The organism is Kitasatospora sp. NBC_00070 (assembly GCF_045041205.1).
Taxonomy (GTDB): domain Bacteria; phylum Actinomycetota; class Actinomycetes; order Streptomycetales; family Streptomycetaceae; genus Kitasatospora.
On record NZ_CP108247.1, the window covers coordinates 1,772,795 to 1,799,326 of the forward strand.

Here is a 26,532-nt window from a genome sequence, read left to right on the forward strand (position 1 = left end):
AGCACCAGCGGGGCCCGGCGCCGGGTGGCGCCGGGCCCCGCTGTTTTCGGTTACCGACCGGTAGTGGATTCGACCGTTTCTGACAACACGTGTTCGCCGCGGGCGAAACTTTGTTCCGTACGGTGGAACACCTTGACCTTCCGGCCGTCCCCGCCCGCCCTCCCCCGGTTGGTCGCACGACTGTGAGCTGCGGATATACCCTGGCGTACGGGACCTCCGGCAGCCCTCCTGGCAACCGGCCGTGCTGTCCGGGGCAGCCCCGGCCATCAGCCGCCGCGAACAAGTGCGAGGATGTACTCCCGGACGACTGGGCGCCTTACAAGGGCGCCCTGCCCCACCGGACCGCGACCGGCCCGGCGAACCGCACCCCTTTGCATGGAGGACGTGACGTGGCGAACGACGCCAGCACCGTTTTCGACGTAGTCATTCTCGGAGGCGGAAGCGGCGGTTACGCCGCGGCGCTCCGTGCAGCGCAGCTGGGTCTGAGCGTTGCGCTGATCGAGAAGGGTGAGCTGGGCGGCACCTGCCTTCACCGCGGCTGCATCCCGACCAAGGCCCTGCTGCACGCGGCCGAGATCGCCGACGAGACCAAGGAAGCCGCGGAGTTCGGCGTCCTGGCCACGTTCCAGGGGATCGACATCAACGGCGTCCACAAGTACAAGGACGACGTGATCGCCGGCCTGTACAAGGGCCTGCAGGGCCTGGTGGCCTCCCGCAAGGTCACCTTCATCCAGGGCGAGGGCCGGCTCTCCTCGCAGACCTCGGTGGACGTCAACGGCCAGCGGGTGGAGGGACGTCACATCGTCCTCGCCACCGGCTCGGTGCCGAAGTCGATCCCCGGCCTGAACATCGACGGCGACCGCGTGATCTCCTCGGACCACGCGCTCAAGCTCGACCGCATCCCGAAGTCGGCCGTCATCCTCGGCGGCGGCGTGATCGGTGTCGAGTTCGCCTCGGTCTGGAAGTCCTTCGGCGTCGAGGTCACCATCGTCGAGGCCCTGCCGCACCTGGCCCCGCTAGAGGACGAGAACTCCTCCAAGCTGCTGGAGCGCGCCTTCCGCAAGCGCGGCATCAAGTTCGAGCTGAAGGCCCGCTTCTCCGGTGTCGAGTACACCCAGGACGGCGTTCGGGTCTCCACCGAGAACGGCAAGCAGATCGACGCCGACCTGCTGCTGGTCGCCATCGGCCGCGGCCCGGTCTCGGCCGGTCTCGGCTACGAGGAGGCCGGGGTCGCGATGGACCGCGGCTACGTCCTGGTCGACGAGTACATGCGTACCAACGTGCCGACCATCTCGGCCGTCGGTGACCTGGTCCCGACCCTGCAGCTGGCGCACGTCGGCTTCGCCGAGGGCATCCTGGTCGCCGAGCGGCTGGCCGGCCTCAAGGCCGTGCCGATCGACTACGACGGCGTGCCGCGGGTCACCTACTGCAACCCGGAGGTGGCCTCCGTCGGCATCACCGAGGCCAAGGCCGTCGAGCTGTACGGCAAGGACAAGGTCGTCACGCTCAAGTACAACCTGGCCGGCAACGGCAAGAGCAAGATCCTCAAGACCGCCGGCGAGATCAAGCTGGTCCAGGTCAAGGACGGCGCCGTGGTGGGTGTCCACATGGTCGGCGCCCGCATGGGTGAGCAGGTCGGCGAAGCCCAGCTGATCTACAACTGGGAGGCGCTGCCCTCCGAGGTCGCGCAGCTCATCCACGCGCACCCGTCGCAGTCCGAGGCCCTCGGCGAGGCGCACCTGGCGCTGGCCGGCAAGCCGCTGCACGCGCACGACTGATCCGCGCTCATCCCCGGCAGTTCACCCATTCCTGTACGCAAGACTTGATAGGAGTCGCTGAAACCATGGCGGTCTCAGTAACACTGCCCGCGCTGGGCGAGAGCGTTTCCGAAGGCACCGTCACCCGCTGGCTGAAGGCCGAGGGTGACCGGGTCGAGGTCGACGAGCCGCTGCTCGAGGTCTCGACCGACAAGGTCGACACCGAGATCCCGGCTCCGGCCTCGGGCATCCTGGCCTCGATCAAGGTCGGCGAGGACGAGACCGTCGCGGTCGGCGCCGAGTTGGCGATCATCGACGACGGTTCCGGTGCGCCGGTCGCCGCCGCCGCCCCGGTCGCGGAGGCCGCTCCGGCCGCCCCCGCCCCGGTCGCCGAGGCACCCGTCGCCGCGCCGGCCCCCGTGGCCGCCGCCCCGGCTGCCGCTCCGGCCGCTCCGGCCGCTGCCGCGCCCGCCGCCGACGCCACCCCGGTGCTGCTCCCCGCCCTGGGCGAGTCGGTCGCCGAGGGCACCGTCACCCGCTGGCTGAAGGCCGAGGGTGAGACCGTCGCGATCGACGAGCCGCTGCTCGAGGTCTCCACGGACAAGGTCGACACCGAGATCCCGTCGCCGGTCGCCGGTGTGCTGGTGAAGATCCTGGTCGGCGAGGACGAGACCGCCCTGGTCGGCGCGCAGCTCGCGCTGATCGGTGCGGCGGGTGCGGCTCCGGCCGCCGCCGCTGCCCCGGCCGCCCCGGCTCCGGCCCCGGTCGTCGAGGCCCCGGCCCCGGTCGCCGCCCCCGCGCCCGCTCCGGTGGCCGCTCCGGCCCCCGTGGCCGCTGCCCCGGCTCCCGCCCCGGTCGCCGCCCCGGCCCCCATGGCCGCGCCGGCTCCGGTCGCCGTTCCGGTCGCGCAGGCCGCCCCGGCCGCCGACGGCTCGGACGGCTACGTCACCCCGCTGGTCCGCAAGCTCGCGGCCGAGCAGGGCGTCGTGCTCTCCTCCGTCACCGGCACCGGTGTCGGCGGTCGGATCCGCAAGCAGGACGTGATCGCCGCCGCCGAGGCCGCGAAGGCCGTCCCGGCCGCCGCGCCCGCCGCCGCTCCGAAGGCCGCCGCCGTGGCGTCCCCGCTGCGCGGTCAGACGGTCAAGATGACCCGGATGCGCAAGGTCATCGGCGACAACATGATGAAGGCCCTGCACGAGCAGGCCCAGCTCACCAGCGTGGTCGAGGTGGACGTCACCAAGATCATGCAGCTGCGCGGCAAGGCCAAGGACTCCTTCCTCGCCCGCGAGGGCGTGAAGCTGTCCCCGATGCCGTTCTTCGTCAAGGCCGCCGCCCAGGCGCTGAAGAGCCACCCGGTGGTCAACGCCCGGATCAACGGCGACGAGGGCACCATCACCTACTTCGACTCCGAGAACATCGGGATCGCGGTGGACTCGGAGAAGGGTCTGATGACCCCGGTCATCAAGGGCGCGGGCGACCTCAACATCGCCGGCATCTCCAAGAAGACCGCCGAGCTGGCCGGCAAGGTCCGCGGCAACAAGATCAGCCCGGACGAGCTGTCCGGTGCCACCTTCACCATCAGCAACACCGGCTCGCGCGGTGCGCTGTTCGACACCGTGATCGTGCCGCCGAACCAGGCGGCCATCCTCGGCATCGGCGCCACCGTCAAGCGCCCGGTCGTCATCGAGGTCGACGGCAGCCCCGTCATCGGCATCCGTGACATGACCTACCTCTCGCTCTCCTACGACCACCGCCTGGTGGACGGCGCCGACGCCGCCCGCTTCCTGGTCGCGGTCAAGGAGATCCTCGAGGCCGGCGAGTTCGAGGTCGAGCTCGGCCTGTAAGGGCGTCAGACCACCCGGAACCCCGCGTCGTCCACCCGGACGGCGCGGGGTTCCGCGTTTCGCGGGCCGCCTCGCGTGCGGGAGGCCCGGCGAGCGGCGATGCTGGAGCGGTGATGTACGAGACGGACTTCTGGCAACTGATCGACGAGACCAGGGACGCGGCCGAGGGCGATCCGGACGACCAGGCCGAGGCACTGGTGGAACGGCTGGCGCAGCTGACGCCGGATGACGTGGTGGACTTCGCCCGGCTGTTCGAGGCACGGTTCCAGCGGGCCTACCGCTACGACCTGTGGGCGGCGGCGTACCTGCTGCTGGACGGTGCCTCGGAGGACACCTTCGACTTCTTCCGGTGCTGGCTGATCGGCCAGGGCCGGGAGGTCTTCGAGGGCACGCTGCACCAGCCGGACGACCTGGCGGAGCTGGTGCCGGACTTCGACGAGGAGGAGGACGGCGACGCCGAGGACCTCGGCTACGCCGCCGACGAGGCGCACGAACAGCTGACCGGCCTGCCGCTGCCCGATCTCGGCACGCCGCAGCCGCGCCGGCCGGAGGGCGACAGCTTCGACTTCGAGGACGCCGAGCAGATGGCGAAGCGCTTCCCCCGGCTCTGGGAGCTGTACGGGGGCTGACGCCCGGTCGCGTGGTGTCCCGAACGGCGGTCGGCGCGTACCGTACTCGGGTCGGCGGGGCCGGGGAATGCGCCCCGGCACGGGCCCGGCGGAACGGGAGACACCAGGACAGTGTTCGTCAAGATCTGCGGTCTGAGCACCGCGCAGGACGTCGCGGCCGCCGTCGCGGCCGGTGCCGACGCGATCGGCTTCGTGCTGACCGAGAGCCCCCGCCGGATCGAACCGGCGGCCGCCCGGCGGCTGGCCGAGCTGGTGCCCGAAGGGGTGCTGACCGTGGCGGTGTTCGGCCGGGAGCCGTCGGCCGAGGTCAGGGAGGCCGCCACGGCGGCCGGGGTGCGGGCCGTCCAGCTGCACGGCGACCACCCGCCGGCCGCCTTCGCCGGGCTGCGGGACCTCGGTCTGCAACTGGTCCGGGCCACCTCGGCGGCCGCCGGGGCGGGCGCGGCCTGCGGCGACTTCGGCGAGGACCTCTTGATCCTGGACTCGCCGGTGCCCGGTTCGGGCCGGCCGTGGGACTGGTCCGAGTTGGGCGCCAACCCGCCGAGCGGGTCCTGGATGCTGGCCGGTGGGCTCGGCCCGGCCAATGTGGCCGAGGCGATCGCGGCCGCCCGGCCGTGGGGCGTGGACGTCTCCAGCGGGGTCGAGGTGCGCCGCGGGGTCAAGGCCCCGGAGCTGATCGCGGAGTTCGTCCACCGGGCCAAGGCGGCGGGCTGACGGCCCGTCGGCGGCTCACCGGTGCGGTGCCGAACGCTAGACCGACGTCCCGGTGCCGCCGCCGGAGCCGCTGCCCGGCAGCGGGCGGATGGCGGCGACCAGCTGGTCGAGCAGCTCGGGCGAGGGGGCGTCCGGGTGCTCGTCGGCCGAACCGACCAGCACGGTGAAGCCGCCGCCGGCCGCCCGGACCGCCACCACCAGGACGTAGCCCGGGACACCCTTCACCGGGTCCACCCGGCGGCGTTCGGCGTAGCCGGTCACGCCCGCCACGGTCACGGGGGCCGAGACCACGACGCTGGTCGAGGTGAGGTCCCCGTACAGGACGGGTGCGTAGGTGGCCATCTCGGCCCGGGCCACCGCCTGGGCCGAGGCGCCCTCGGACCGGGCGGCCACCACCGTGAAGTTGGCCCGGACGCAGCTGCCGCTGCCGACGTCGCAGGAGTACGGCTTGGTGGAGAACTGCAGGGTCACCTTGTCGCCGTGGTCGTCGATCCGCCAGCCGGCCGGGACGGGCACCTCCCAGCCGCGCGACAGGTCCTGCACCGAGCGGGTGGAGGACAGCGGGGGGCGGCTGGGCGCCGCCGGGGTCGGACTCGGGCTCGGTGCCGGTGCGGGGCTCGGGCTCGCGCTCGGGCTCGGTGCGGGGCTCGGGCTCGCGCTCGGGCTCGGTGCGGGGGAAGCGCTCGGGCTGCCCGTCACCACCGGCGGTGCGGCCGACGGCCCGGCGGCCGGTCCGTCGTCCCGGTTGACCCAGACCAGCACCCCCGCCGCGCCCGCCAGCACGACCAGCGCCAGCGCGACCACCAGCCCGGCCCGGGCCCCGCGCTTCGGGGCGGCGGCCGGGGCGGGCGGGGTGTCCACGGGACGGACCTCGGCGGTCCACACCGTGCCGTCCCACCAGCGCTCCTGGGCACCCCCGTCCGGTCCCGGGTCGAGCACGGGGTACCAGCCGGGCGGCGTCGAGTAGGTCACGGCGGTACCGTACCGTTCACCTGTTCGCCCCGTCAGCCGCTTGGCACTTGACGGTCCGTCAGGCGGTCAGAGCCGGCGGCCCATCCAGACGTCGTCCACGTACGCGCCGTCCAACCAGAACTCCTCCGGCAGCACGCCGGTCACCTCGAAGCCGCAGCTCTCGTAGACCCGCCGGGCCGGGGCGTTGTGGGCGAGCACCCGGAGCGTCATCCGGCGGATGCCCTCGGCGCGGGCCCGGTCGCAGGCGGCCTCGATCAGGGCCCGGCCGATGCCCCGGCCGCGTGCCTCGGGGTCGACCACGAAGCCCTGGATCTGCCGGACGTGGCTGTTGCTGGCCAGCGGGGTGGCGGGGCCCTGCTGGACGTAGCCGACCACCCGGCCCGCCGACTCCGCCACCAGGAACCGCTTGGGCGGGCGGCGTTCGTCGAAGATCCCGGCGTCCTCGGGGGGCTGTGGGACCACATCGCTGAGCCAGGACCAGGAGACCCGGTCGAGGCGGGCGAGCTCGGGCTCGTCCTGCTGCCGGGCGGTCCGTATGGTCAGGTCAGCTGCACCGTTCACTCCCATGGCCGCCATGGTAGGCGAGCTGCCGGTGCCGCCGCCTGGACATCGGAACGGTCCTCCCGGCGGGCCTGACGGGTCGTCGGACGGGGGCGGCTGCCAGGATGGGGGCATGCGTATCGCGGTGACTGGGTCCACAGGTCTGATCGGTTCGGCGCTCGTCCGCTCGCTGCTCGCGGACGGGCACGAGGTGGTGCGGTTGGTGCGGCAGCGGTCCAGGACCGGGGTGCAGCCGGACGGCACCGTCGGGGTCGGCTGGAACCCGCACCTGCTGCAGATCGACCGGGCCGGGCTGCACGGGGTGGAGGCGGTGGTGCACCTGGCGGGCGCCGGGGTCGGCGACCGCCGCTGGACCGACGCGTACCGGCAGGAGATCCGGGACAGCCGGGTGCTCGGCACCGAGACGCTGGCCGGTGCGCTGGCCGAGCTCGCGGAGCCGCCCCGGGTGCTGGTCAGCGGTTCGGCGGTCGGCTACTACGGGCAGACCGGGGACCGGGTGATCGACGAGGAGGCGCCGCCCGGCGACGACTTCCTGGCCCGGGTCTGCGTGGAGTGGGAGGCCGCCACCCGCCCGGCCGAGGAGGCGGGCATCCGGGTCGCACACGCCCGGACCGGACTGGTGCTCTCCGCCGCGGGCGGCGCGGGCGGACGGCTGTTCCCGCTGTTCCGACTGGGCCTCGGCGGGCGGCTCGGGGACGGGCAGCAGTACTGGAGCGTGATCTCGCTCGCCGACGAGGTGGCCGCACTGCGCCACCTGATCGACACCCCGGAGCTGTCCGGTCCGTTCAACCTGGCGGGCCCCGAGCCGGTCACCAACGGCGAGCTGACCGAGCTGATCGGCCGCGCGCTGGGCCGGCCGACCGTCTTCGCGGTGCCGGAGTTCGCGCTCAAGGCGGCGCTCGGCGACATGACGGTGGAGGTGGTGGGCAGTCACCGGGCGGTCCCGGCCCGGCTGTTGGCCGCGGGCTTCCGGTTCGCGCACCCGACGGCGGAGGCGGCGGTGCGGGCGGCGGTCTGACCGCCCGGCGGAGGCCGGCCAGGCCCGGCGGGACAAGGGTTCGCCGGGCCTGGGGGCCGGGACAGCGCAGGGGGCGCACGGCAGCAGGTGCACGGCGCATTTCGCGCCTCCGGTGACCGTACGCGCCCGGGACCCCGCGAACGCGCCCTTCCGGCGCACGGTCCGTGACCGTGCCCCGTCCGCTGTCCCCGCCCCTCCCCGATTGAGACGGAACTCCCGGCCTGATTCGCCGACTGACGGGGCATCACAAGCGAGGACCGTGTCCCGGCACCCTGCGGCCTGCCCGGCCGCCGCCCCGGGACCAGGGAGGGAGCACACTCGTGCCCGCACATGACTTCACCCGCCGCACCGGCCGCCCGTCCGACCCGGACGTCGTGGTGGTCGGCGCCGGACTCGCCGGTCTGGCCACCGCCCGCGCCCTGACCGGCCGGGGCCTCACCGTCCAGGTGCTGGAGGCCACCGAACGGATCGGCGGCCGGACGGCGGGCCGGGAGCTGGACGGCTTCCGCCTCGACCACGGCGGCCAGCTGCTCAACACCGACTTCCCCGAGCCGGGCCGGGTGCTCGACCTGGGGCGGCTGGCGCTCTGCCCGCTCGCCCCGGGCGTCCTGGTGCACAGCGCGGGGCGGCGCCACCGGTTCGGCGATCCGCAGCAGAACCCGGCCCGGCAGGCCACCGCCCGGGGCCCGCTGGGCAGTCCACTGGACCGGGCCCGGCTCGCCGCCACCTTCGGCCGGCTGGCCGCCACCCCGGTCCCCCGGCTGCTGGCCCGGCCGGAGACCACCACCGCCCGCTCGCTGACCGACCGCGGGCTGCCGCCGCGCACCGTGGACGGCCTGCTCCGCCCGCTGCTCGGCGCCCTGCTCAGTGACCCTGCGCTCGGCACCAGCAGCCGGGTCGCCGACCTGGTGCTGCGCTCGTACGCACGCGGCCGGCTCTGTCTCCCGGCGGCCGGACTGGCCGCCGTACCCCAGCAGTTGGCCGAGGGCCTGCCCGCCGGGACGCTCCGGCTCGGGGTCCGGGTCACCTCGGTCGCCGCCGACGGCGTGCAGACCGCCGCGCACGGCCGGATCACCGCCCGGGCCGTCGTGCTGGCCACCGACCCGCAGTCGGCCGCACTACTGCTCCCCGGGCTGCGGGTGCCGGACTTCCACCCCGTCACCACCTACTTCCACGCCGCCGACCGCTCGCCGCTGGACGAGCCGGTGCTGCTGCTCGACGCCGACCGGCCGGACGGGCGCCCGGTGCTCTCCCACTCGCTGGTGCTCAGCGACCTGCACCCCTCGTACGCACCGCCGGGGCGGGCGCTGATCGCCACCACCGTGCTCGGGCGGCGCCGGTTCGACCAGGGCGGACCGGCCGGGTACGAGCCGGTGCTCCGGCGGCGCCTGGTGCACCTGTACGGCTCCGCCGCGGCGCACTGGGAGTTCCTGACGGTCCGGCACGTACCGGACGCCGTCCCGGCGATGCCGCCGCCGCACAACTTCCGCCGCCCGGTCCGGGTGCTGGCCGGCCTGTACGTCTGCGGCGACCACCGGGACACCAGCACCGTCCAGGGCGCCCTGGTCTCCGGCCGGCGGGCCGCCCAGTCCGTCCTCCGCGACCTCCGGCTCCCGGTCACGGCAACGGCGGCCGAAGCAGCGTAGCCTCCGGCCTGGGGTGTAGGTAGGGGCTCAGCCGCCTACGGCGCCAGGGCTCGGGGCTGCACTGTTGGCAGGCGCTCGGGCATCTACGGTCAGGGGCTCGGGGAACTGCGAGGAGATCTGGCGTGCGGGTCACGGCGAAAGTGCCTGACCACCCACGCAGCGATCATCTTGAACGAGGCCGGCGTCGCAGTTCCCCGAGCCCCTGACTCTTCCGAACCATCTGCCAAACGGGTCGGCGTTGCCGCTGGGGTGGGGCGATTCGGCGTGTCAGTATGCCGATATGACTCATAGTCGGACATTCCGTCGATGACGGGCGACAGCGTGGACGCGGTGGCGCTGGTCCTCATCCCGGCGTGCGCGGTGGCCGCACCGCTGCTCGCCGACCGGCTGCAACGCTGGCTGGCGATCCCGACCGTGGTGTTCGAGATCGTGCTCGGCGTGCTGATCGGCCCGGACGTGCTCGGCTGGGCGGAGGTCGGCGACCTGGTCGACGCGCTGTCCGAGTTCGGCCTGGCGATGCTGATGTTCCTGGCGGGGTACGAGATCGACTTCGCCCGGCTGCGCGGCGGTCCGCTGAAGCGGGCCGTCGGCGCCTGGCTGATCACGCTGGCGGTCGCGCTCGGCGCGGGCGCCCTGATCAACCGTGACCCGCTGAACGGCGCCTTCGCGGGCCTGGCGCTGACCACCACCGCGCTCGGCACCATCCTGCCGATCCTGCGCGACTCCGGTGCGCTGCCCACCCCGTTCGGCGCGATGACGATGGCCACCGGCGCGGTCGGCGAGTTCGGCCCGATCATCGCGATCGCCCTGCTGCTCAGCGGCAACACCCCGGCCAAGTCGGCGGTCATCCTGGGGACGTTCGCGGTCCTCACCGCACTCGCCGTCAGCTACGCCCGGCGCCCCCGGCCGGACGTGGTCACCCGGCTGATCCGGCGCACCCTGCGGACCTCGGGCCAGTTCGCGATCCGGACCGTGATCCTGGTGCTGGCCGTGATGGTCAGCGCCGCGATCTGGCTCAGCCTGGACATGCTGCTGGGTGCCTTCACCGCCGGGATCATCTCCCGACTGCTGCTCTCCGACGTGCCGGAGGCGGAGGAGGAGGTGATCGAGGCCAAGCTCGAAGGCATCGGCTTCGGCTTCCTGGTGCCGGTGTTCTTCGTGGTCAGCGGGATGAACTTCGACCTCGACGCGCTCCTCTCCGATCCCGGGACCCTGCTGCTGGTCCCGGTCTTCCTGCTGCTGTTCGCCGCGCTGCGCGGGGTCCCGGCCGCGCTGCTGGCGCCTCCCGAACTACCGGGCCGGGACCGGCTGGCGCTCGGACTGTTCGGCGCCACCGCGCTGCCGCTGGTGGTGGTGATCACCACCATCGAGGTGGAGGCCGACCACCTGCCGTCGTCCACCGCCGCGGCCCTGGTCGGCGCGGGCATGCTCTCCGTCCTGCTCTTCCCGCTGCTGGCCCAGCGCCTGCGCGGGCAGACCCAGCCGCCTCCCCCGGAGGGCCGTCCCCGGCTCAGCGCGGAGAGCTGGTGACGGCCCCTCGGCCGGCTGGGCCTCAGATCACCCCCGACTGCCGGGCCGCCTCGTCGAAGGCCCGGGCGGACTGGTTGGCCCGGTAGGGCGTCAGCCGGCGGTGGAAGTCCCGCAGGTACTCGACCGTGCGGGCGGAGCGCATCTCCCCGGCCGCCCGGAGCGCCTCGGTGGCCAGCGAGCAGGCGTCGTCGATCTCGCCGAGGCCCAGCCGGGAGCCGGCCAGCACCAGGCGGCAGAGGATCCGGCTGCGGGCGTAGGCGGGTGCCCGCAGCCGGAGCGACTTCTCGGCGTGCTGGGCGGCCGGGCGCCACTGCTGGAGGTCGCGGTAGCAGTGCGCGAACTCGTCGGCCAGCTGCGCCTCGTCGAAGTAGCGGGCCCAGGAGGGCAGTTCGTCGTTGGGGCGGGCGACCCCGAGGGCTCGCTCGCAGCGGACCAGAGCGGTGGTGCAGGAGCGTACGTCGCCGAGCAGGGCGTGGCCACGGGCCTCGGCCGCGTGCATCAGGGACTGCACGGTCGGCGCGGCGGCCGCGCCGACGCCCTGCTGGGCGACCCGGGCCAGCTGGATCGCCTCCCGCCCGTGGCCGAGGTGCACCGCCTGCTGGCTCATGGTGGTGAGCACGTAGCCGCCGAGCACCCGGTCCCCCGCCGCCTGGGAGAGCCGGAGCGCCTGGACGAAGTACCGCTGGGCCAGGCCGTGCGCGGCGATGTCGAAGGACGTCCAGCCGGCCAGCCGGGTCAGGTCGGCGACGGCGCCGAACAGGGCCCGGCCGATCTGCTCGCCGTACCGGCCGCGCAGCATCGGCTCGGCCTCGCTCTCCAGGTATCTGACCAGCGCCTGCCGGGCGTGACCGCCGCCGTAGGCGTGGTCCAGCGCGCGGAACAGGTCGCCGACGGCGCGGATGGCGGCGATGTCGCCCCGGCCGACCCGCAGCGGCGGACGCTGCTCGCGGGCCTCGGCGGCCTCCAGGGCGGACTGCGGCAGCCCGCCGCGACTCTGGGTGGGCACCCGCAGCAGACCGGGCTGAGGGGCCCGTACGGCGCCCCGGGCGGTGGGCGGGCCCGATCGGGCCCCGGGCAGCTGCACGCGCCCTGACGTGGCGTCAGGGGGCCCTGGTGGCAGGCCGGGGACGGAACCGTCCCGGGCCACCCGCTCGTCGGTGCGGCCGATCAGCCAGTCCCGGCTGGGCACCACCAGGCCGGCCGGGGTGAAGGCGATCCGGCGCAGCTCGGACTGCTGGCCGGTGTCCTTGTGCCACATGCTGGCGACGATGTCGACGGCCTCCTGCGGGCTCTCGGCGAACTCCAGGCCCGCGTACACCGGCGCGCACGCCTCCAGGCCGATGTCCAGCGCGGTCAGCCGGCGCCCGAGCCTGCGGGTGAAGACCTCGGCGATCAGCGCGGGGGTGGCGCCCCGGGGCTGCTGGCCGCGCAGCCACCGGGTCACCGAGGTCTTGTCGTAGCGCAGGTCGAGGCCGTGCTCCAGGCCGAGTTGGTCGACCCGACGGGCCAGCCCGGCGTGCGAGAAACCGGCCTCCTCGATCAGCGCGGCGAGCCGGGGGTTCAGAGTCTTGTCCAGGCCGGACGGGCCCGCTGGGCCCGCCGCACCCGAGGGGCCGGCCGCCGCCTCGGCCACCTGCGGTGACACCCCGGGCGACCCGCCGGGCATGGCCCCGGACGGCCCCTCGCGCGGATCGAGGTGCGGGTCGAGCGGGTCGAGCGGTCCGTACGCCGGGCTGTCGGTTGCAGGCCGTTGGGGCATATCAGTCACACCTCTCGAGCGCCTCACCAGTCCCCCCGGTGCATGGAGCGGCGCCCCCTGTCGGGAATCGGCGTGAATGTAGCGAGCATTTCGCCGCTATGGGTGGATCTGGGCGGGCAATCCTCCGAACGGGTGACGCAATGGCGCCCGTTGTAGGGAAGGTGTCGCGACCGGTGTTTGGCCTGGCCGGCCTCCTCGGCCCGCGCAGCCGGGTGGCGTCAGGCCCCATGAAGCGGCCGGGACCTGTGGCTGCCCGGCACATAGGAGTCGGCGCCGCCGGTTCCTACCGTTCTGGGCCATGGACACCACTTCAGCCCACTCGCTGGCCGGCCGCACGGCGCTGGTCACCGGGGCCGCCTCGGGGATCGGCCGGGCCTGCGCCGAGGTCTTCGCCGCCGCCGGCGCCCGGGTCTACGTCGTCGACCTCGCGGCCGAGCCGGCCAAGGAACTCGCCGGACGGCTCGGCGCGGAGGCGATCGTCGCGGACCTCTCCGACCCGGCTGCGGTGGACGCGCTCCCGGACGACGCCGACATCGTCGTCAACAACGCGGGGCTCCAGCACGTCGCACCGGTGCACGAGTTCCCGCCGGACCGGTTCGCGCTGATCCAGCGGGTGATGGTGGAGGCCCCGTTCCGGATCCTGCGCCGCACCCTGCCGCACATGTACGCGCAGGACTGGGGACGGGTCGTCAACATCTCGTCCGTGCACGGCCTGCGGGCCAGTGCCTTCAAGTCCGCGTACGTGACCGCCAAGCACGGGCTCGAAGGGCTGAGCAAGACCGTCGCGCTGGAGGGGGCCCCGTACGGCGTCACCAGCAACTGCATCAACCCCGCCTACGTGCGCACCGCCCTGGTGGAGAAGCAGATCGCCGCCCAGGCCCTGGCGCACGGCATCCGGGAGGACGAGGTGGTGGAGCAGATCATGCTCGACCGCACCGCCGTCAAACGGCTGATCGAGGCCGACGAGGTGGCCCAACTCGCCCTCTGGCTCTGCTCCCCGCACGCCTCCTCCATCACCGGGGCCAGCCTGCCGATGGACGGCGGCTGGACCGCACACTGACCCCCCTCGCCCGCCTCCCCCGCACCGCCCGCCCGCAACCAGACAGGTGACCCCCATGGCCAGTTCTCCCGACGCAGCGAGAACCCGAGGCGCTTCGCTCCGCAAGGTGGTCGGCGCCAGCCTGATCGGCACCACGATCGAGTGGTACGACTACTTCTTGTACGGAACAGCCGCCGCGCTGGTCTTCAACAAGGTCTTCTTCCCCAACTCCGACCCGCTGACCGGCACCCTGCTCTCCTTCCTCACCTACGCGATCGGCTTCGCCGCCCGGCCGATCGGCGCACTGGTCTTCGGGCACTTCGGCGACCGGATAGGCCGCAAGAAGCTGCTGGTGCTGAGCCTGCTGCTGATGGGCGGCTCGACCACCCTGATCGGCTGCCTGCCGACGTACCATCAGGCCGGCGTCGCGGCACCGCTGCTGCTCACCCTGCTGCGGCTGGTGCAGGGCTTCGCGCTCGGCGGCGAGTGGGGCGGCGCGGTGCTGCTGGTCTCCGAGCACGGGGACGCGAAGCGGCGCGGCTTCTGGGCCTCCTGGCCGCAGGGCGGCGCGCCGGCCGGGAACCTGCTGGCGGCCGGGGTGCTCTCGCTGATGACCGCCGTCCAGTCCGACGCGGACTTCGTCGCCTGGGGCTGGCGGGTGCCGTTCCTGCTGTCCGCGCTGCTGGTGATGGTCGGGCTGTGGATCCGGCTGTCGGTGGACGAGTCGCCGCTGTTCAAGCAGGCGCTGGCGGCCTCCGAGGCCCGCAGGAAGCTGGCCCCGGAGCAGCCGCCGCTGGTCGCGGTGCTGCGCCACCACTGGCGCGAGGTGCTGACCGCGATGGGCGCGCGGATGGCGGAGAACATCTCGTACTACGTGATGACCACCTTCGTGCTGGCCTACGCGGTCGGCCACGTGCACCTGCCGAAGCAGACCGCGCTGAACGCGGTGCTGATCGCCTCGGCGATCCAGTTCGCACTGATCCCGCTGTTCGGGGCGCTCTCGGACCGGATCGGCCGCAAGCCGGTCTACCTGTTCGGCGCGGTCGGGGTCGGGATCTGGGCGTTCGTCTTCTTCGGTCTGGTGGACACGAAGAGCTTCGGCTCGATGCTGCTGGCGATCACCGTCGGACTGTTCTTCCACAGCGCGATGTACGCCCCGCAGGCGGCCTTCTTCTCCGAGCTGTTCGCCACCCGGATGCGGTACTCGGGCGCCTCGATCGGCTCCCAGTTCGCCTCGGTGGCGGCCGGCGCCCCGGCTCCGCTGATCGCCACCGCGCTGCTCAAGGACTACGGCAGCTCGACCCCGATCGCCGTCTACGTGGCGATCGCCGCCGCGATCACCGTGGTCGCGGTGGTCTGCGCCCGGGAGACCCGGGGCCGCGACCTGGCCGGGATCGGCGAGGACGCGGCAGCCCCGGCCGGGCAGCCCGTCGGCGTCTGACCCCGTCCCGGAACGCCCGGTACCGGTTCGGTACCGGGCGTTCCTCCACCCCCCGCAGAACTGGCACGATGGCCCGCACCATGGACGACCCGCACCCCCACTCCAGCGCCGCCCCCGCCCTGCGGCGGCTGCTCGACCTGCTCGCCTCCGGCGCCGCCACCGAGGACTTCGCCGAGGTGCTCGCCGAGGCCCGCCGCCAGGGCGCACCGGCCGCCGTGCTGGCCGAGATCGACGACGCCACCTGGCTGGCCCTGCGGGTGCACCGGACGATGCGTCAGCACCGGCGCCGGGAGGCCGAGCTGACCGCGCTCTTCGACACCGCGGGGGACCTGGCCGCCTCCCGCGACCTGGACGCGGTGCTGCAGGCGATCGTCCGCCGGGCCCGGATGCTGCTGGGCACCGACACCGCGTACCTGACCCTGCCGGACCAGGCCGCCGGGGACACCTACATGCGGGTCACCGACGGCTCGGTCTCGGTGCTGTTCCAGACCCTGCGGCTGAGCCTCGGCGACGGCCTCGGCGGCCTGGTGGCGCAGACCGCCCGGCCGTACGCCACCCCGGACTACCGGACCGACGAGCGGTTCCACCACACCGGCAAGATCGACGCCGGGGTGCTGGACGAGGGCCTGGTGGCGATCATCGGCGTCCCGCTGCTGCTCGGCGGCCAGGTGATCGGCGTGCTGTTCGCGGCCGACCGCTCGCCCCGGGCGTTCTCCCCCGACGAGGTGGCGCTGCTCTGCACGCTGGCCGCGCACGCCGCGATCGCACTGGACACCGCCAAGGCGCTGGCCGACACCCGGGCCGCACTGGCCGAACTGAACGCCGCCAACGCGGTGATCCAGGCCCACTCCGCCGCCGTCCAGCGCGCCGAGCGGGCCCACGACCGGCTGACCGACCTGGTGCTGCGCGGCGCCGAAGTCCCCGACGTGGCCGCCGCGGTGGCCGCCCTGCTGGGCGGAGAGGTGGGCGTACGCGACGCCGAGGGGCTCGTCCTGGCCGGGCGCACGCCGGGAGCTGACGGACTGTCGCACGCGGTCGCCGCCTCGCGCGCCGAGGGCCGCGCGGTCCGGGCCGGGGACAGCTGGGTCTGCGCGGTGCTGGCCGGTCAGGAGCCGCTGGGCAGCATCGTGCTGCACGACCGGCCCGACCTGGACGACGCCGACCGTCGGCTGTTCGAACGGGCCGGGGTGGTCACCGCGCTCCTGCTGCTGCTCCGCCGCTCGGTGGCCGAGACCGAGAACCGGGTCCGCGGCGAGCTGCTGGCCGACCTGCTCAGCTCCCCCGACCGCGACCCGGCCGGACTGACCGCCCGGGGCCGCCGGCTCGGCGTCGACCTCGGCCGCCCGCACCTGGTGCTGGTCGCGACGGTCCCGGCCGCCGACCGGGCCCGGCTGGCCGGTGCCGCCTCGCGCTACCTGTTCGGCTCGCGCGGGATCAGCGCCGAGCACGGCGAGGCGGTGGTCCTGCTGCTGCCCGAGGACGGTGCCGGCACCCCGGGCGGCGCGGCCGAGCTGGCCGCCGACCGGCTGGCCCGGCTGGCCGGGGTGCCGGTCACGGTCGGCGCCGGCCGGGTGGCCGCCGGGCCGGTGGCGCTCGCGGCGGCGTACACCGAGGGGCTGCGGTGCGTGCGGGCGCTGCGGGTGCTCGGCCGCGAGGGTGACGGGGCGTCGGCCACCGACCTCGGCTTCCTCGGCGTGCTGCTCGGCGACGGCCACGACGTGGCGGCCTTTGTCGGCGCCGCCCTGGGCCCGCTGCTCGACTACGACGCCCGCCGGGGCACCGAGCTGGTCCGCACCCTGCGCGCCTACTTCGACTGCGGCGGCAGCCTGACCCGGGCCAAGGACGAACTGCACGTCCACGTGAACACCGTGGTCCAGCGCCTCGACCGGGTCGAGATCCTGCTCGGCCACGACTGGAACCACCCGGAACGCTCGCTGGAGCTCCAACTGGCGCTCCGGCTGCAACTTCTCGCCGAGGGGTAGATGGGACGAGCCCCGAAGGGTTCGGGGAACGGCGACGGTTCGTGGTCGGCGAGTACCACTGCGAAGGTGCCTGACCACTGACGTACGGATCACCTGTTCCGAGGCCTGCGTCGCAGTTCCCCGAGCCCTGATGGTGCACCACGTGCCCGGGCTCGGCTCTCCGAACGGGGGGCGTACAGTTTCGGGGTTGGTCTCGAACGCCATGGCAAGGAGCAGCGGTGAGCGAGCAGGTACGTTTCGTGCGGATGGGCATAGGCGAGCGGTCCGTGCCGTACGAGGAGGCCTGGGCGGAGCAGCAGCGGCTGCACGCGCTGCGGGTCGCGGACGAGATCCCGGACACCGTGCTGCTGCTGGAGCACCCGCCGGTGTACACGGCGGGGAAGCGGACCAACCCCGAGGACTTCCCGCTCGACGGCACCCCCGTGGTGCAGGTCAACCGGGGCGGCGAGATCACCTGGCACGGCCCCGGCCAGCTGGTCGGGTACCCGATCGTGAAGCTGCCGGACCCGATCGACGTGGTCGCCTACGTCCGTCGGCTGGAGGAGGCGCTGATCCGGGCCTGCGGCGAGTTCGGGGTGGGCACCACCCGGATCGAGGGCCGCAGCGGGGTCTGGGTACTCGGTGCCGACATCCCGGGCGCCGTGGTGGACCCGTCCCAGGTGGTCGAGATCGGCAAGCTGACGCTGCGGATGGGGCTGCCGCTGGGGATCGACCCCCGGCTGGCCGGGCCCGAGTACGCGGCCTCCAACGCGGGCCAGCGCGGCGACGACCGCAAGCTCGCCGCGATCGGTGTGCGGGTGGCGCGCGGGGTGACGATGCACGGGTTCGCGCTGAACTGCGACCCCGACATGACCTGGTTCGACCGGATCGTGCCCTGCGGCATCCGGGACGCCGGGGTCGGCTCGGTCAGCTCCGAGCTGGGCCGGGATTTCGGGGTCGGCGAGGCCCTGCCGGTGGTCGAGCGCCACCTGCGTGAGGTGCTGGCCGAACTGCCGGAGCCCGCACTCGCCCGCTGAGCGGGAATGCGGGGCGCCGCCGGGGCGCTGTGCCCCCTGCGAATGCAGGGTGCAGGCCCGGTACAAGCCCTATAAGCACAGGCGTACCCTGGGGGTACCCCGTCTAGTTCTAGGAGTCGCACGTGTCCGCTGTCGCGCCCGACGGCAGGAAGCTCCTCCGCCTGGAGGTCCGCAACAGCGAGACCCCCATCGAGCGGAAGCCCGAGTGGATCAAGACCCGGGCCAAGATGGGCCCCGAGTACAACGCCCTCCAGGCGCTGGTGAAGAAGGAGGGGCTGCACACGGTCTGTCAGGAGGCCGGCTGCCCCAACATCTTCGAGTGCTGGGAAGACCGCGAGGCGACCTTCCTGATCGGCGGTGACCAGTGCACCCGCCGCTGCGACTTCTGCCAGATCGACACCGGCAAGCCCGCCGACTTCGACCGGGACGAGCCGCGCCGGGTGGCCGAGTCGATCGTCACGATGGACCTGAACTACGCCACCATCACCGGTGTGGCCCGTGACGACCTGCCGGACGGCGGGGCCTGGCTGTACGCCGAGACGGTCCGCCAGGTGCACGCGCTGACCGCCGACCGGGCCACCGGCCGGACCGGCGTCGAGCTGCTGATCCCGGACTTCAACGCGGTGCCCGAGCAGCTGGCCGAGGTCTTCTCGTCCCGCCCCGAGGTGCTGGCGCACAACGTCGAGACGGTGCCGCGGATCTTCAAGCGGATCCGCCCGGCGTTCCGCTACGAGCGCTCGCTCGACGTCATCACCCAGGCCCGCGCGGCCGGTCTGGTGACCAAGTCCAACCTGATCCTGGGCATGGGCGAGACCCGCGAGGAGGTCAGCCAGGCGCTGGCCGACCTGGTCGGTGCCGGCTGCGAGCTGATCACCATCACCCAGTACCTGCGGCCGTCGGTCCGGCACCACCCCGTCGAGCGCTGGGTGAAGCCGCACGAGTTCGTCGAGCTCCAGCAGGAGGCCGAGGAGCTGGGCTTCGCCGGCGTCATGTCGGGCCCGCTGGTCCGTTCCTCGTACCGGGCCGGGCGGCTGTACCGCCAGGCGCTGGAGCACCGCGAGCGTGCGGGCGTCTGATCCGACGCGTTGTCCCCGGGGCCGGGCGTGCACTGCACGCCCGGCCCCGGTCTTTTCATCCGGCTTTGACCGGCAGGTCACCAGCCGGTAACACCTGTGGGGGACGCTGAGAGCATGCCGAAGAAGACCGGAATCCTGGTTCACGCCCTGCGGCGCACCGAGCGGATGCTGCTGGCGGGCGGCCAGCATCGGGCCCGCCGGAACGCCTGGTCGGCCGTCTGCGAGAACCGTCGGCACGCCACCGACCGCTCCGAGGCCGCCGCGCTCTTCCCTGCCGAGCAGCCGGGCGCGCTCCGCCGCGCCTGACCGCGTGCCCCCCCGGCCGGCCTCGGAACCGTTCGATTCCGTACCGGGCTGCCGCCGGACGGCGGCCCCCGGGGCGCGTCCGGGTTGCAGTTTGGGGGCGCCCTTGGATATCCCGTACCCCCGCCACGTACCATGAGCGTTATGGCGAGGCAAACATCGGAAACACCTGGGCGGCTCAAGCAGATCCGCCAGGCGTACAAAATGACCAAGCAGGTCGACACCAAAATCGGCCTGATCATCGCGGGCGTCGGCCTCATCACCTTCGGCGTCTTCCTCGCCATCGGCTTTGCGATCGACCACCCCATCTACCTGGGCATTCTCGGGTTCATCGTGGGCTTCCTGGCCATGGCGATCGTCTTCGGCCGGCGTGCCGAGAAGGCGGCCTTCGGCCAGATGGAGGGTCAGCCGGGCGCAGTCGCGGCCGTGCTGAACAACATCCGCCGCGGCTGGAGCGCCAACCCGACCCCGGTCGCGGTCACCCGCAACCAGGACGCGGTCTACCGGGCGATCGGCCGTCCCGGCATCGCGCTGATCGGCGAGGGCAACCCGAACCGGGTCCGCGGCCTGCTGGCGGCGGAGAAGAAGAAGATGGCCCGGGTGGTCGGCGACGTCCCGGTGCACGACATCGTGGTGGGCAACGGCGAGGGCGAGGTGCCGCTGAAGAAGCTTCAGGTGCACCTGATGCGTCTGCCGCGCGCGATCACCCCCGGTCAGGTGACCGAGACCAACGACCGGCTGCGCGCCCTGGGCGACCTGCTCTCCAAGGCGCCGATCCCCAAGGGCCCGATGCCCAAGGGTGCCCGGATGCCCAAGGGCGGCCAGGCCCGCTGACCGCTCCCCCACCGACACACCACGGCCCCGCCGCGAGACTCTCGCGGCGGGGCCGTTCGACTTGTACCGACGTTCCGTTCCGGACCCGGGCACCGTCGAGGTCCGGAGGGTGTCAGATCCGGACCTCGACGGTGCCGACGGCCTTGTCGTGCAGACCACGGGTGTCCCGGTCCCAGACCACGGCCGGGACCACCAGGCAGAGCAGCAGGGTGCGCAGCAGCACCTGCGGGATCGAGGCCCGGCCGCCGTCCAGCCGGACCACCCGCAGGCCGAACAGCCGCTTGCCGACCGTGGTGCCGGTGGTCGCCAGCAGCACCACCGTCATCACGTAGAACAGCGGCGTGGACCACATGTTGGCGCTCGCCGCCGCGCCCTGGCTCACCAGCCCGTACGCGACCAGGCTGCACAGCCAGCCGTCGACGCACAGCGCGCCGATCCGCCGGCCCGGCCCGGCCAGCGCGCCGGGGCCCTCCTTGGGCAGACCGAGGCGCTCACCGCGGTAGCCGAACTCGGCACCCATCCGCTCGGCGGCGGTCTTCGGGCCGTCGATCCACGATCCCAACGCATCTCTGGTGTCCACGAATCCACACTATCCGGGCAGTGCGGACGATCTTCGGGCCCCTCCCCCCGTACGGGTGATTCCGCTCCGTCCGGCCTTCCCGAATGGTCCAGACCACTTGCCGGGCATCCCCTCGACAGGGGTGGCGTTTTGCCCGGAACCGTAGGCGTTTGCCGCCCGCCGGAGCAGCGCGGTTAACATTCAGGAAACGGTGGAGTCACCAACCGGAAACGGCAGATTCCTAGGGTGAGCCACCACACGGCCCGCTGAGGAGGATGGATGTTCAACAACGCCGCCGAGGTCAAGCAGTACATCGCGGACAACGACATCAAGTTCGTCGACGTGAGGTTCTGCGACCTGCCGGGCGTCATGCAGCACTTCTCAGTGCCTGCGGCGACCTTCGACCCGTCCGAGACGCTGATGTTCGACGGTTCGTCGATCCGCGGTTTCCAGGCGATCCACGAGTCCGACATGGCACTCGTCCCCGACCTGACCACCGCCCGGCTCGACCCGTTCCGGAAGGAGAAGCACCTCAACATCAACTTCTTCATCCAGGACCCGATCACCGGCGAGGCCTACAGCCGAGACCCGCGCAACGTCGCCAAGAAGGCCGAGGCGTACCTCGCCTCCTCCGGCATCGCCGACACCGCGTACTTCGGGCCCGAGGCCGAGTTCTACGTCTTCGACTCGGTCCGCTTCGAGACCAGCGCGAACGCCTCGTACTACCACATCGACTCCGAGGCCGGCGCCTGGAACTCCGGCTCCGCCGAGGGCGACGCCCGTGGCTACAAGGTCAAGTACAAGGGCGGCTACTTCCCGATCCCGCCGGTCGACCACTTCGCCGACCTGCGCGCCGAGATGTCCCTCGAACTCGCCGCCGCCGGCCTGGAGGTGGAGCGCCAGCACCACGAGGTGGGCACCGCCGGGCAGGCCGAGATCAACTACAAGTTCAACACCCTGCTGCACGCCGCCGACGACCTGATGCTGTTCAAGTACATCATCAAGAACGTGGCCTGGCGGAACGGCAAGACGGCCACCTTCATGCCGAAGCCGATCTTCGGCGACAACGGCTCGGGCATGCACGTCCACCAGTCGCTGTGGACCGAGGGCTCCCCGCTGTTCTACGACGAGCAGGGCTACGCGGGCCTCTCCGACATGGCCCGCTACTACATCGGCGGCCTGCTCAAGCACGCCCCCTCGCTGCTCGCCTTCACCAACCCCTCGGTGAACTCCTACCACCGCCTGGTCCCCGGCTTCGAGGCCCCGGTCAACCTGGTCTACTCGCAGCGCAACCGCTCGGCCGCGATCCGGATCCCGATCACCGGCTCGAACGCCAAGGCCAAGCGCATCGAGTTCCGCGCCCCCGACCCGTCCTCCAACCCCTACCTCGCCTTCGCCGCCATGCTGATGGCCGGCCTGGACGGCATCAAGAACAAGATCGAGCCACTGGAGCCGGTCGACAAGGACCTCTACGAGCTGGCCCCCGACGAGCACGCCTCCGTCCCCCAGGTCCCCGCCTCCCTCGGCGCCGTCCTGGAGGCCCTGGAGGCCGACCACGAGTACCTCCTCGCGGGCGGCGTGTTCACCCCGGACCTGATCGAGACCTGGATCGACTTCAAGCGCAACAACGAGATCGCCCCGATCGCACTGCGGCCGCACCCGCACGAGTTCGAGCTCTACTACGACCTGTAGAGACTCCTGCGACCTGCGGAAACCCAGATCGGTCAACTCCCGCTGCCGCGGGCCGGCGATGCGCCGGCCCGCGGCAGCGGCGCGTCGGGTGGGCGGGGGCACGACCCGGAGTTCCGCATCACCGGGGCGTACCGCTCCGGTCTCGGTTGGGGGCGTGGGCACGACAAGGGTTCTGAGGGGCCGTCAGACTGGCTGCGGCCGGATGCCGACGGGACTCGGGGGAGCGACGTGCGGGGGTACGCAGCGACTGATCGTGTGCACTGGGGGGTGGCCGCCGCGTACGGGGCGGTGCCGTTGGCTCTCGACCTGTGGTGTCTGGTGTTCGTCACCGACGTCGTGTCGGTGCTGGTCCTGCCGGTCCTGTCCGGTGCCGCCATCGGCGTCGACCGGGCGGCGCCGGAGACCGGGGTGGGCACCGCGCAGCGATGGCGGCGGGCGCTGTTCTGGCTGATGGTGACCCATCTGGCCACCGTGGCGCTGGCCGTCCTGGTGGTCGGGCGGTTGCTCTGCGGGCTCGGCCACTCCCCGGGCGGGCAACGGTAGTTCAGCCGGACGCCCGGAAGCGGGCGGCCAGGATGGCGATGTCGTCCTCGGTGACGGTGCCGGGCGGGGTGAGGGTGTGCAGGACGTGGTCGAGGATCTCGGTCAGGGCGGCGCCGGGCAGCGGGCGGAGGGTGTTCAGGCGGTCCAGTGAGACGTCGATGTCCTCGCCCCGGCGCTCGATCAGGCCGTCGGTGTAGAGCAGCAGGGTGCGGCCGGGGCCGCACGGCACCGTGACGGAGGTGTGCCCGCCCCGGCCGACGCCCAGGGGCGGACCGGTCGGCAGGTGGAGCAGGCGGGTGCAGCCGTCGGCTTCGATCAGGAACGGCGGCAGGTGGCCGGCGCTGGCGTAGGTGCACTCGCCCCGGACCGGGTCGGCGAGGACCAGCAGGCAGGTCGCCGGACGTTCGGCGGCGGCCTCGGTCATCAGCGCGTCGAGGGTGTCCAGGATCAGGTGCGGGGCGGGCTGCTGACGGGCGATCACCTTGAGCATCGAGTTGTAGTGGCTCATGTCGACGGCGGCCTGCACGCCGTGGCCCATCACGTCGCCGATCACCAGCAGGGTCCGGCCCTGCGGCAGCGCGATCGCGTCGAACCAGTCCCCGCCGACCAGCGCGCTGGCCCCCGAGGGCAGGTAGCGGGTGGCGATGTCCAGGCCCGGGTGCGGGCGGCCCGGCGCAGCCAGCAGCGCCTGTTGCAGCTCCAGGGCGATGTGGTGCTCGGCGGTGTAGCGGCGGGCGTTGTCCAGGGCGATCGCGGCCCGGCGGGCCAGGTCCTGCGCGGTGGCCACGTCGTCGGTGTCGAAGGCCGGCGAGTCGTCGGCCCGCAGCAGGGTGACGGTGCCGACCGGCTTGTCCCGGCAGGACAGCGGCACCACCAGCGCCGAGTGCAGACCGCTCGCCCGGTACGCGGCGACCCGGTCCGGGTTGGGGGCCGACCGGCTGAGTTCGGCGTCGGTGAAGACGTTGTCGACCATCGGTCGGCCGGACTCCAGGCACCGCTGGATCGAGGACCCCGGCTGGTAGTCGACATAGGTACCTGGCGCGCCGAAGCTGCGCACCCGCGCCAGCAGCCCGGGGACGGCGGCCAGGCCGGCCCGCCGCAGCCGCAGGGTGCCGGCCGGCACCGGACGGGCACCGGGGTCGGCCTCGTGCGGGAAGACCTCCACGGTCGCGGCGTCCGCGAGCTCCGGGACCAGGAAGGCCGCCAGCTCCTGGCAGGTGGTGTCCATGTCGAGGGTGGTGCCGATGACGGTGGCCGCCTGGTCCAGCACGGCCAGCCGGGCCCGGGCGCGCTCCAGGTTGCGCTGCTGCTCGTGCGCCTCCGTGACCTCCACCAGGATGCCCACCAGGCCGACCACCCGGCCGTCCTCCTCGATCCGGTGGTAGGCGGCGTGCCAGAACCGCCGCGGCCGGTCCGAGCCGGCCAGGGTGTGACCGCTGGAGGTGATCTCCCGGGGGATGCCGTCGGCCAGGATCTGCCGCAGGATGTCCTCGCGCGCGTCCAGCCCCGGCAGCACCTCCCGGACCGGGCGGCCGATGTGCTCGGCCGCGGCCAGACCGTTCATCCGCGCCAGGGTGGGGTTGACGTACTGGAAGCAGAGCTCGGGGTCGAAGACCACCACCCCGGCCTCGGTACCGTCCAGCAGCTGCCGCAACAGGGCCTGGGTCCGGCGCGAGGAGGCGTCGTCCAGCACCCTGCGCCCTCATTCCTCGCGCTCCGCCTGCGGTCACCGCCCATCATCCGGTGCCGCACCCGGGCCCGCACCCGCAGCGGGCAGGTGGTCAGAGGTGATCGGTCAGGTAGCCGGAGAGCCTCCGCGACCACTCGGCCAGCTCGTCGCGGCCGAGCCGTCCCTCGCACAGCGCCTCGACCTGCGCGTCCGACAGCCGGCTCCCGCCCGGCTGCGCCAGCAGGGTGGACATCTCCCGCAGTACGGTCGCCAGCCGTTCCGCGTCGGTGTGGCTGAGCATCACCAGCGCGTCCGTGTGGCTGATCGCCATCGAACCGGGCATCACGGCCTCCTCTCGGTGGGCCCCCGTCCACGGTACGACCGCTCCCCCGGAGGTCGCTCCCCGGGACGGGCCGGCCGCGCCCGGAACCGGGCACCAACCGCGCCGCCGCCCGGGTGACAGGACGTTTCCCCTGGTGGGGGTGGGCGTTGGGCATGGCATGACGAAGACTTGGAAGTTCCTCATCGCCACCGTGCTCACCGTCGGAGTGGTCGGCCTGGTCGCCGCCGCCTACAGCCGGGAGTGACCCTCAGAACAGCGGGTCCTGCTCGCCCGGGACGACCTGGGTGACGTCCTCGGGGCCCCGGCAGCCCGGGCCGAGGCGGAGGATCCGGGACTCCGGGTCGTGCAGCGGTCGGCCGCAGCGGCGGCAGCGCAGCAGGGACGGCCGGTCCGGAGGGATCGGCGGGATCAGGGCGGGGTCGTCGGGCTGCACCGGATCAGTCTGACGGACCGTCCGGGCCGGGACCGAACGGGGTCAGGGCCAGGATCGCGAGGTCGTCGGTGAGCAGGCCGCAGCGGGTGCGGACATCCGCGTCGAGGGCGGCCACCAGGTGCTCCGGGTCGGTGCCGGCGAGGACGGCGAGGCGCTCGGCGACGGGGTAGAACTCCCCGACCCGGTCACGGGCCTCGTTGAGGCCGTCGGTGAACAGCAGCAGGGTGTGGCCGGGCTCCAGGGTGAAGCCCGCCGGGGCGGCGGGGGCGGCGGCGGTGAGGCCGCCCAGGCCGAGCGGGAGCTGCTCGGGGGCGTCCACCTCCCGGACCCCGGCCGGTCCGGTCACCAGCGGGGCATGGTGGCCCCGGTTGACCAGCAGGCAGCGGCCGCTCGCGGGGTCGTGCTGGAGCAGCGTGGCGGTGGCGAAGAGCTCCTGGTCGTCCCGGTCGCCGGCGACCCGTTGCAGCTGACGGTCCAGCAGGTCGGCCAGGTCGTTGAGGCTCTCGGTCTCGTCGGCCATCGCCCGGAACGCGCCGAGCAGGTCGGCGACGGTGCGGACGGCGTCCAGGCCCTTGCCCCGGACGTCGCCGAGCAGCACCCGGGTGCCGTACCTGGTCTCGCAGATCGAGTAGAGGTCGCCGCCGATCGGGACCTCGGCCTGGGCCGCCCGGTAGAGACCGGCGGTGCGCAGGCCGCCGCTGCGCGGTGGGACCGGGTGCAGCACGGTGCGTTGCAGGGCTTCGGCGACCGAGCGGACCTGGACCAGGTCGTGCTCCTGTCTGATCCGCTGCCAGGACAGCACGGCGCCCAGGACGCCGGCCACCGCGGTGGCGAGGTAGATCCACAGGTGGTGCTGCTCGGTGAGGTGGCCGACGCGTTCGGCCATCAGGCCCTGCAGGGCCACCGTGCCGAAGGTGCTCAACGCGACCGCGACGGGCCCGTAGCCGAACGCGACCAGGACCGGGAGCACGGTGAGCGGGAAGCCGGCCGCGATGTGGGCCGAGGCGGCGTACTCGGCGGTCAGGTCGACGGCCACCAGCAGGGCCGGCAGGGCCCGGACCCAGCGAGGGGTCCGGGCCCCGCTGAGTGCTCCCACCGGAGCGGTGGTCTGCGGGTCGGGCGTGGACAAGTGGACCTCCGGGGGCGTACCGCTGCCCGTCCATCGTCGCCGA

Annotated in this window: 24 protein-coding genes; 16 read left to right on the top strand and 8 right to left on the bottom strand. The window is 73.2% G+C overall.

All coding sequences use genetic code 11. From position 1 onward, the window contains the following. The first annotated feature begins 389 nt into the window (after positions 1-389). The 4 genes from lpdA (at position 390) to OHV05_RS08260 (ending at position 4,944) form a co-directional block, all read left to right on the top strand. Entirely contained in the window at positions 390-1,778 is a 1,389-nt protein-coding gene (gene lpdA / locus OHV05_RS08245) for a dihydrolipoyl dehydrogenase (RefSeq protein WP_403038583.1), read from the top strand. A gap of 65 nt (positions 1,779-1,843) precedes the next feature. Next, positions 1,844-3,601: a 2-oxoglutarate dehydrogenase, E2 component, dihydrolipoamide succinyltransferase gene (gene sucB, locus OHV05_RS08250; RefSeq protein ID WP_405017063.1), complete on the top strand. Its 1,758-nt coding sequence runs from the start codon at positions 1,844-1,846 to the stop codon at positions 3,599-3,601. Between the two features lie 113 nt (positions 3,602-3,714). After that, positions 3,715-4,230, top strand: a complete 516-nt coding sequence (locus OHV05_RS08255) for a DUF4240 domain-containing protein (protein ID WP_405017064.1) — start codon at positions 3,715-3,717, stop codon at positions 4,228-4,230. A 111-nt stretch (positions 4,231-4,341) separates the two neighbouring features. Next, a complete protein-coding gene (locus OHV05_RS08260) occupies positions 4,342-4,944 on the top strand; it encodes a phosphoribosylanthranilate isomerase (RefSeq protein ID WP_405017065.1) in 603 nt (200 codons plus the stop codon). Between the two features lie 36 nt (positions 4,945-4,980). On the opposite strand, the gene OHV05_RS08265 is transcribed toward OHV05_RS08260, so the two are convergent. Together OHV05_RS08265 and OHV05_RS08270 are read right to left on the bottom strand one after the other, a co-directional pair. Next, positions 4,981-5,916, bottom strand: coding sequence for a DUF2510 domain-containing protein (locus tag OHV05_RS08265; RefSeq protein WP_405017066.1), 936 nt, complete (start codon positions 5,914-5,916; stop codon positions 4,981-4,983). A 66-nt stretch (positions 5,917-5,982) separates the two neighbouring features. Beyond that, entirely contained in the window at positions 5,983-6,483 is a 501-nt protein-coding gene (locus tag OHV05_RS08270) for a GNAT family N-acetyltransferase (protein WP_405017067.1), read from the bottom strand. A 106-nt stretch (positions 6,484-6,589) separates the two neighbouring features. Here OHV05_RS08270 and OHV05_RS08275 point away from each other — a divergent pair, with 106 nt between their 5' ends. From OHV05_RS08275 to OHV05_RS08285, 3 genes are all read left to right on the top strand, one after another. Then, complete coding sequence (locus OHV05_RS08275) at positions 6,590-7,495, top strand: TIGR01777 family oxidoreductase (RefSeq protein ID WP_405017068.1); 906 nt, start codon at positions 6,590-6,592, stop codon at positions 7,493-7,495. Between the two features lie 320 nt (positions 7,496-7,815). Next, entirely contained in the window at positions 7,816-9,141 is a 1,326-nt protein-coding gene (locus OHV05_RS08280) for an NAD(P)/FAD-dependent oxidoreductase (RefSeq protein WP_405017069.1), read from the top strand. 306 nt (positions 9,142-9,447) lie between these two features. Continuing rightward, entirely contained in the window at positions 9,448-10,671 is a 1,224-nt protein-coding gene (locus tag OHV05_RS08285; protein ID WP_405017070.1) for a cation:proton antiporter, read from the top strand. A gap of 22 nt (positions 10,672-10,693) precedes the next feature. On the opposite strand, the gene OHV05_RS08290 is transcribed toward OHV05_RS08285, so the two are convergent. Further along, positions 10,694-12,430, bottom strand: a complete 1,737-nt coding sequence (locus tag OHV05_RS08290; RefSeq protein ID WP_405017071.1) for a regulator — start codon at positions 12,428-12,430, stop codon at positions 10,694-10,696. A 298-nt stretch (positions 12,431-12,728) separates the two neighbouring features. On the opposite strand from OHV05_RS08290, the gene OHV05_RS08295 reads away from it, so the two are divergent. The 7 genes from OHV05_RS08295 (at position 12,729) to OHV05_RS08325 (ending at position 20,121) form a co-directional block, all read left to right on the top strand. Beyond that, a complete protein-coding gene (locus OHV05_RS08295) occupies positions 12,729-13,490 on the top strand; it encodes a 3-hydroxybutyrate dehydrogenase (RefSeq protein ID WP_405017072.1) in 762 nt (253 codons plus the stop codon). Positions 13,491-13,545: 55 nt separating this feature from the next. Further along, complete coding sequence (locus tag OHV05_RS08300; RefSeq protein WP_405017073.1) at positions 13,546-14,910, top strand: MFS transporter; 1,365 nt, start codon at positions 13,546-13,548, stop codon at positions 14,908-14,910. 80 nt (positions 14,911-14,990) lie between these two features. Then, positions 14,991-16,892 (top strand): helix-turn-helix domain-containing protein, encoded by a 1,902-nt coding sequence (locus OHV05_RS08305; protein ID WP_405021413.1) that lies wholly within the window; start codon positions 14,991-14,993, stop codon positions 16,890-16,892. Between the two features lie 218 nt (positions 16,893-17,110). Then, entirely contained in the window at positions 17,111-17,908 is a 798-nt protein-coding gene (gene lipB / locus OHV05_RS08310; protein ID WP_405017074.1) for a lipoyl(octanoyl) transferase LipB, read from the top strand. A 122-nt stretch (positions 17,909-18,030) separates the two neighbouring features. Then, positions 18,031-18,984 carry a lipoyl synthase gene (locus OHV05_RS08315; protein WP_403038630.1) on the top strand — a complete coding sequence of 318 codons (954 nt, stop codon included), beginning with the start codon at positions 18,031-18,033 and terminating at the stop codon, positions 18,982-18,984. 114 nt (positions 18,985-19,098) lie between these two features. Then, positions 19,099-19,290, top strand: a complete 192-nt coding sequence (locus OHV05_RS08320; protein WP_405017075.1) for a hypothetical protein — start codon at positions 19,099-19,101, stop codon at positions 19,288-19,290. Positions 19,291-19,431: 141 nt separating this feature from the next. Continuing rightward, the gene (locus OHV05_RS08325) at positions 19,432-20,121 is read left to right on the top strand and encodes a DUF4191 domain-containing protein (protein WP_403038633.1); all 690 of its coding nucleotides are present in this window, start codon (positions 19,432-19,434) and stop codon (positions 20,119-20,121) included. A 112-nt stretch (positions 20,122-20,233) separates the two neighbouring features. Here OHV05_RS08325 and OHV05_RS08330 read toward each other — a convergent pair whose 3' ends face one another. Next, positions 20,234-20,701, bottom strand: coding sequence for an RDD family protein (locus OHV05_RS08330; RefSeq protein WP_405017076.1), 468 nt, complete (start codon positions 20,699-20,701; stop codon positions 20,234-20,236). 258 nt (positions 20,702-20,959) lie between these two features. On the opposite strand from OHV05_RS08330, the gene glnA reads away from it, so the two are divergent. Both glnA and OHV05_RS08340 read left to right on the top strand, forming a co-directional pair. After that, on the top strand, positions 20,960-22,372 hold the full coding sequence (gene glnA / locus OHV05_RS08335; RefSeq protein WP_403038638.1) for a type I glutamate--ammonia ligase: 1,413 nt from the start codon (positions 20,960-20,962) through the stop codon (positions 22,370-22,372). A gap of 255 nt (positions 22,373-22,627) precedes the next feature. Beyond that, positions 22,628-22,915 (top strand): hypothetical protein, encoded by a 288-nt coding sequence (locus tag OHV05_RS08340; RefSeq protein ID WP_405017077.1) that lies wholly within the window; start codon positions 22,628-22,630, stop codon positions 22,913-22,915. A 1-nt stretch (position 22,916) separates the two neighbouring features. Here the strand turns inward: OHV05_RS08340 and OHV05_RS08345 are convergent, their stop codons facing one another. The 4 genes from OHV05_RS08345 to OHV05_RS08360 form a co-directional block, all read right to left on the bottom strand. Beyond that, positions 22,917-24,608, bottom strand: coding sequence for a SpoIIE family protein phosphatase (locus OHV05_RS08345; protein ID WP_405017078.1), 1,692 nt, complete (start codon positions 24,606-24,608; stop codon positions 22,917-22,919). An 88-nt stretch (positions 24,609-24,696) separates the two neighbouring features. Next, positions 24,697-24,927, bottom strand: a complete 231-nt coding sequence (locus OHV05_RS08350; protein WP_405017079.1) for a hypothetical protein — start codon at positions 24,925-24,927, stop codon at positions 24,697-24,699. Between the two features lie 247 nt (positions 24,928-25,174). Continuing rightward, positions 25,175-25,360 (bottom strand): DUF6011 domain-containing protein, encoded by a 186-nt coding sequence (locus tag OHV05_RS08355; RefSeq protein ID WP_405017080.1) that lies wholly within the window; start codon positions 25,358-25,360, stop codon positions 25,175-25,177. Positions 25,361-25,364: 4 nt separating this feature from the next. Beyond that, positions 25,365-26,489 (bottom strand): PP2C family protein-serine/threonine phosphatase, encoded by a 1,125-nt coding sequence (locus OHV05_RS08360; RefSeq protein ID WP_405017081.1) that lies wholly within the window; start codon positions 26,487-26,489, stop codon positions 25,365-25,367. Positions 26,490-26,532: the final 43 nt, after the last annotated feature.

What these genes read in the sequence shown, in the direction of transcription:
- sucB (WP_405017063.1), top strand. Translation starts at nt 1,844, where the DNA reads ATGGCGGTCTCAGTAACACTGCCCGCGCTGGGCGAGAGCGTTTCCGAA.
- OHV05_RS08255 (WP_405017064.1), top strand. Translation starts at nt 3,715, where the DNA reads ATGTACGAGACGGACTTCTGGCAACTGATCGACGAGACCAGGGACGCG.
- OHV05_RS08270 (WP_405017067.1), bottom strand. Translation starts at nt 6,483, where the DNA reads ATGGGAGTGAACGGTGCAGCTGACCTGACCATACGGACCGCCCGGCAG.
- OHV05_RS08275 (WP_405017068.1), top strand. Translation starts at nt 6,590, where the DNA reads ATGCGTATCGCGGTGACTGGGTCCACAGGTCTGATCGGTTCGGCGCTC.
- OHV05_RS08285 (WP_405017070.1), top strand. Translation starts at nt 9,448, where the DNA reads ATGACGGGCGACAGCGTGGACGCGGTGGCGCTGGTCCTCATCCCGGCG.
- OHV05_RS08290 (WP_405017071.1), bottom strand. Translation starts at nt 12,430, where the DNA reads ATGCCCCAACGGCCTGCAACCGACAGCCCGGCGTACGGACCGCTCGAC.
- OHV05_RS08295 (WP_405017072.1), top strand. Translation starts at nt 12,729, where the DNA reads ATGGACACCACTTCAGCCCACTCGCTGGCCGGCCGCACGGCGCTGGTC.
- OHV05_RS08300 (WP_405017073.1), top strand. Translation starts at nt 13,546, where the DNA reads ATGGCCAGTTCTCCCGACGCAGCGAGAACCCGAGGCGCTTCGCTCCGC.
- OHV05_RS08305 (WP_405021413.1), top strand. Translation starts at nt 14,991, where the DNA reads ATGGACGACCCGCACCCCCACTCCAGCGCCGCCCCCGCCCTGCGGCGG.
- OHV05_RS08320 (WP_405017075.1), top strand. Translation starts at nt 19,099, where the DNA reads ATGCCGAAGAAGACCGGAATCCTGGTTCACGCCCTGCGGCGCACCGAG.
- OHV05_RS08325 (WP_403038633.1), top strand. Translation starts at nt 19,432, where the DNA reads ATGGCGAGGCAAACATCGGAAACACCTGGGCGGCTCAAGCAGATCCGC.
- glnA (WP_403038638.1), top strand. Translation starts at nt 20,960, where the DNA reads ATGTTCAACAACGCCGCCGAGGTCAAGCAGTACATCGCGGACAACGAC.
- OHV05_RS08350 (WP_405017079.1), bottom strand. Translation starts at nt 24,927, where the DNA reads ATGCCCGGTTCGATGGCGATCAGCCACACGGACGCGCTGGTGATGCTC.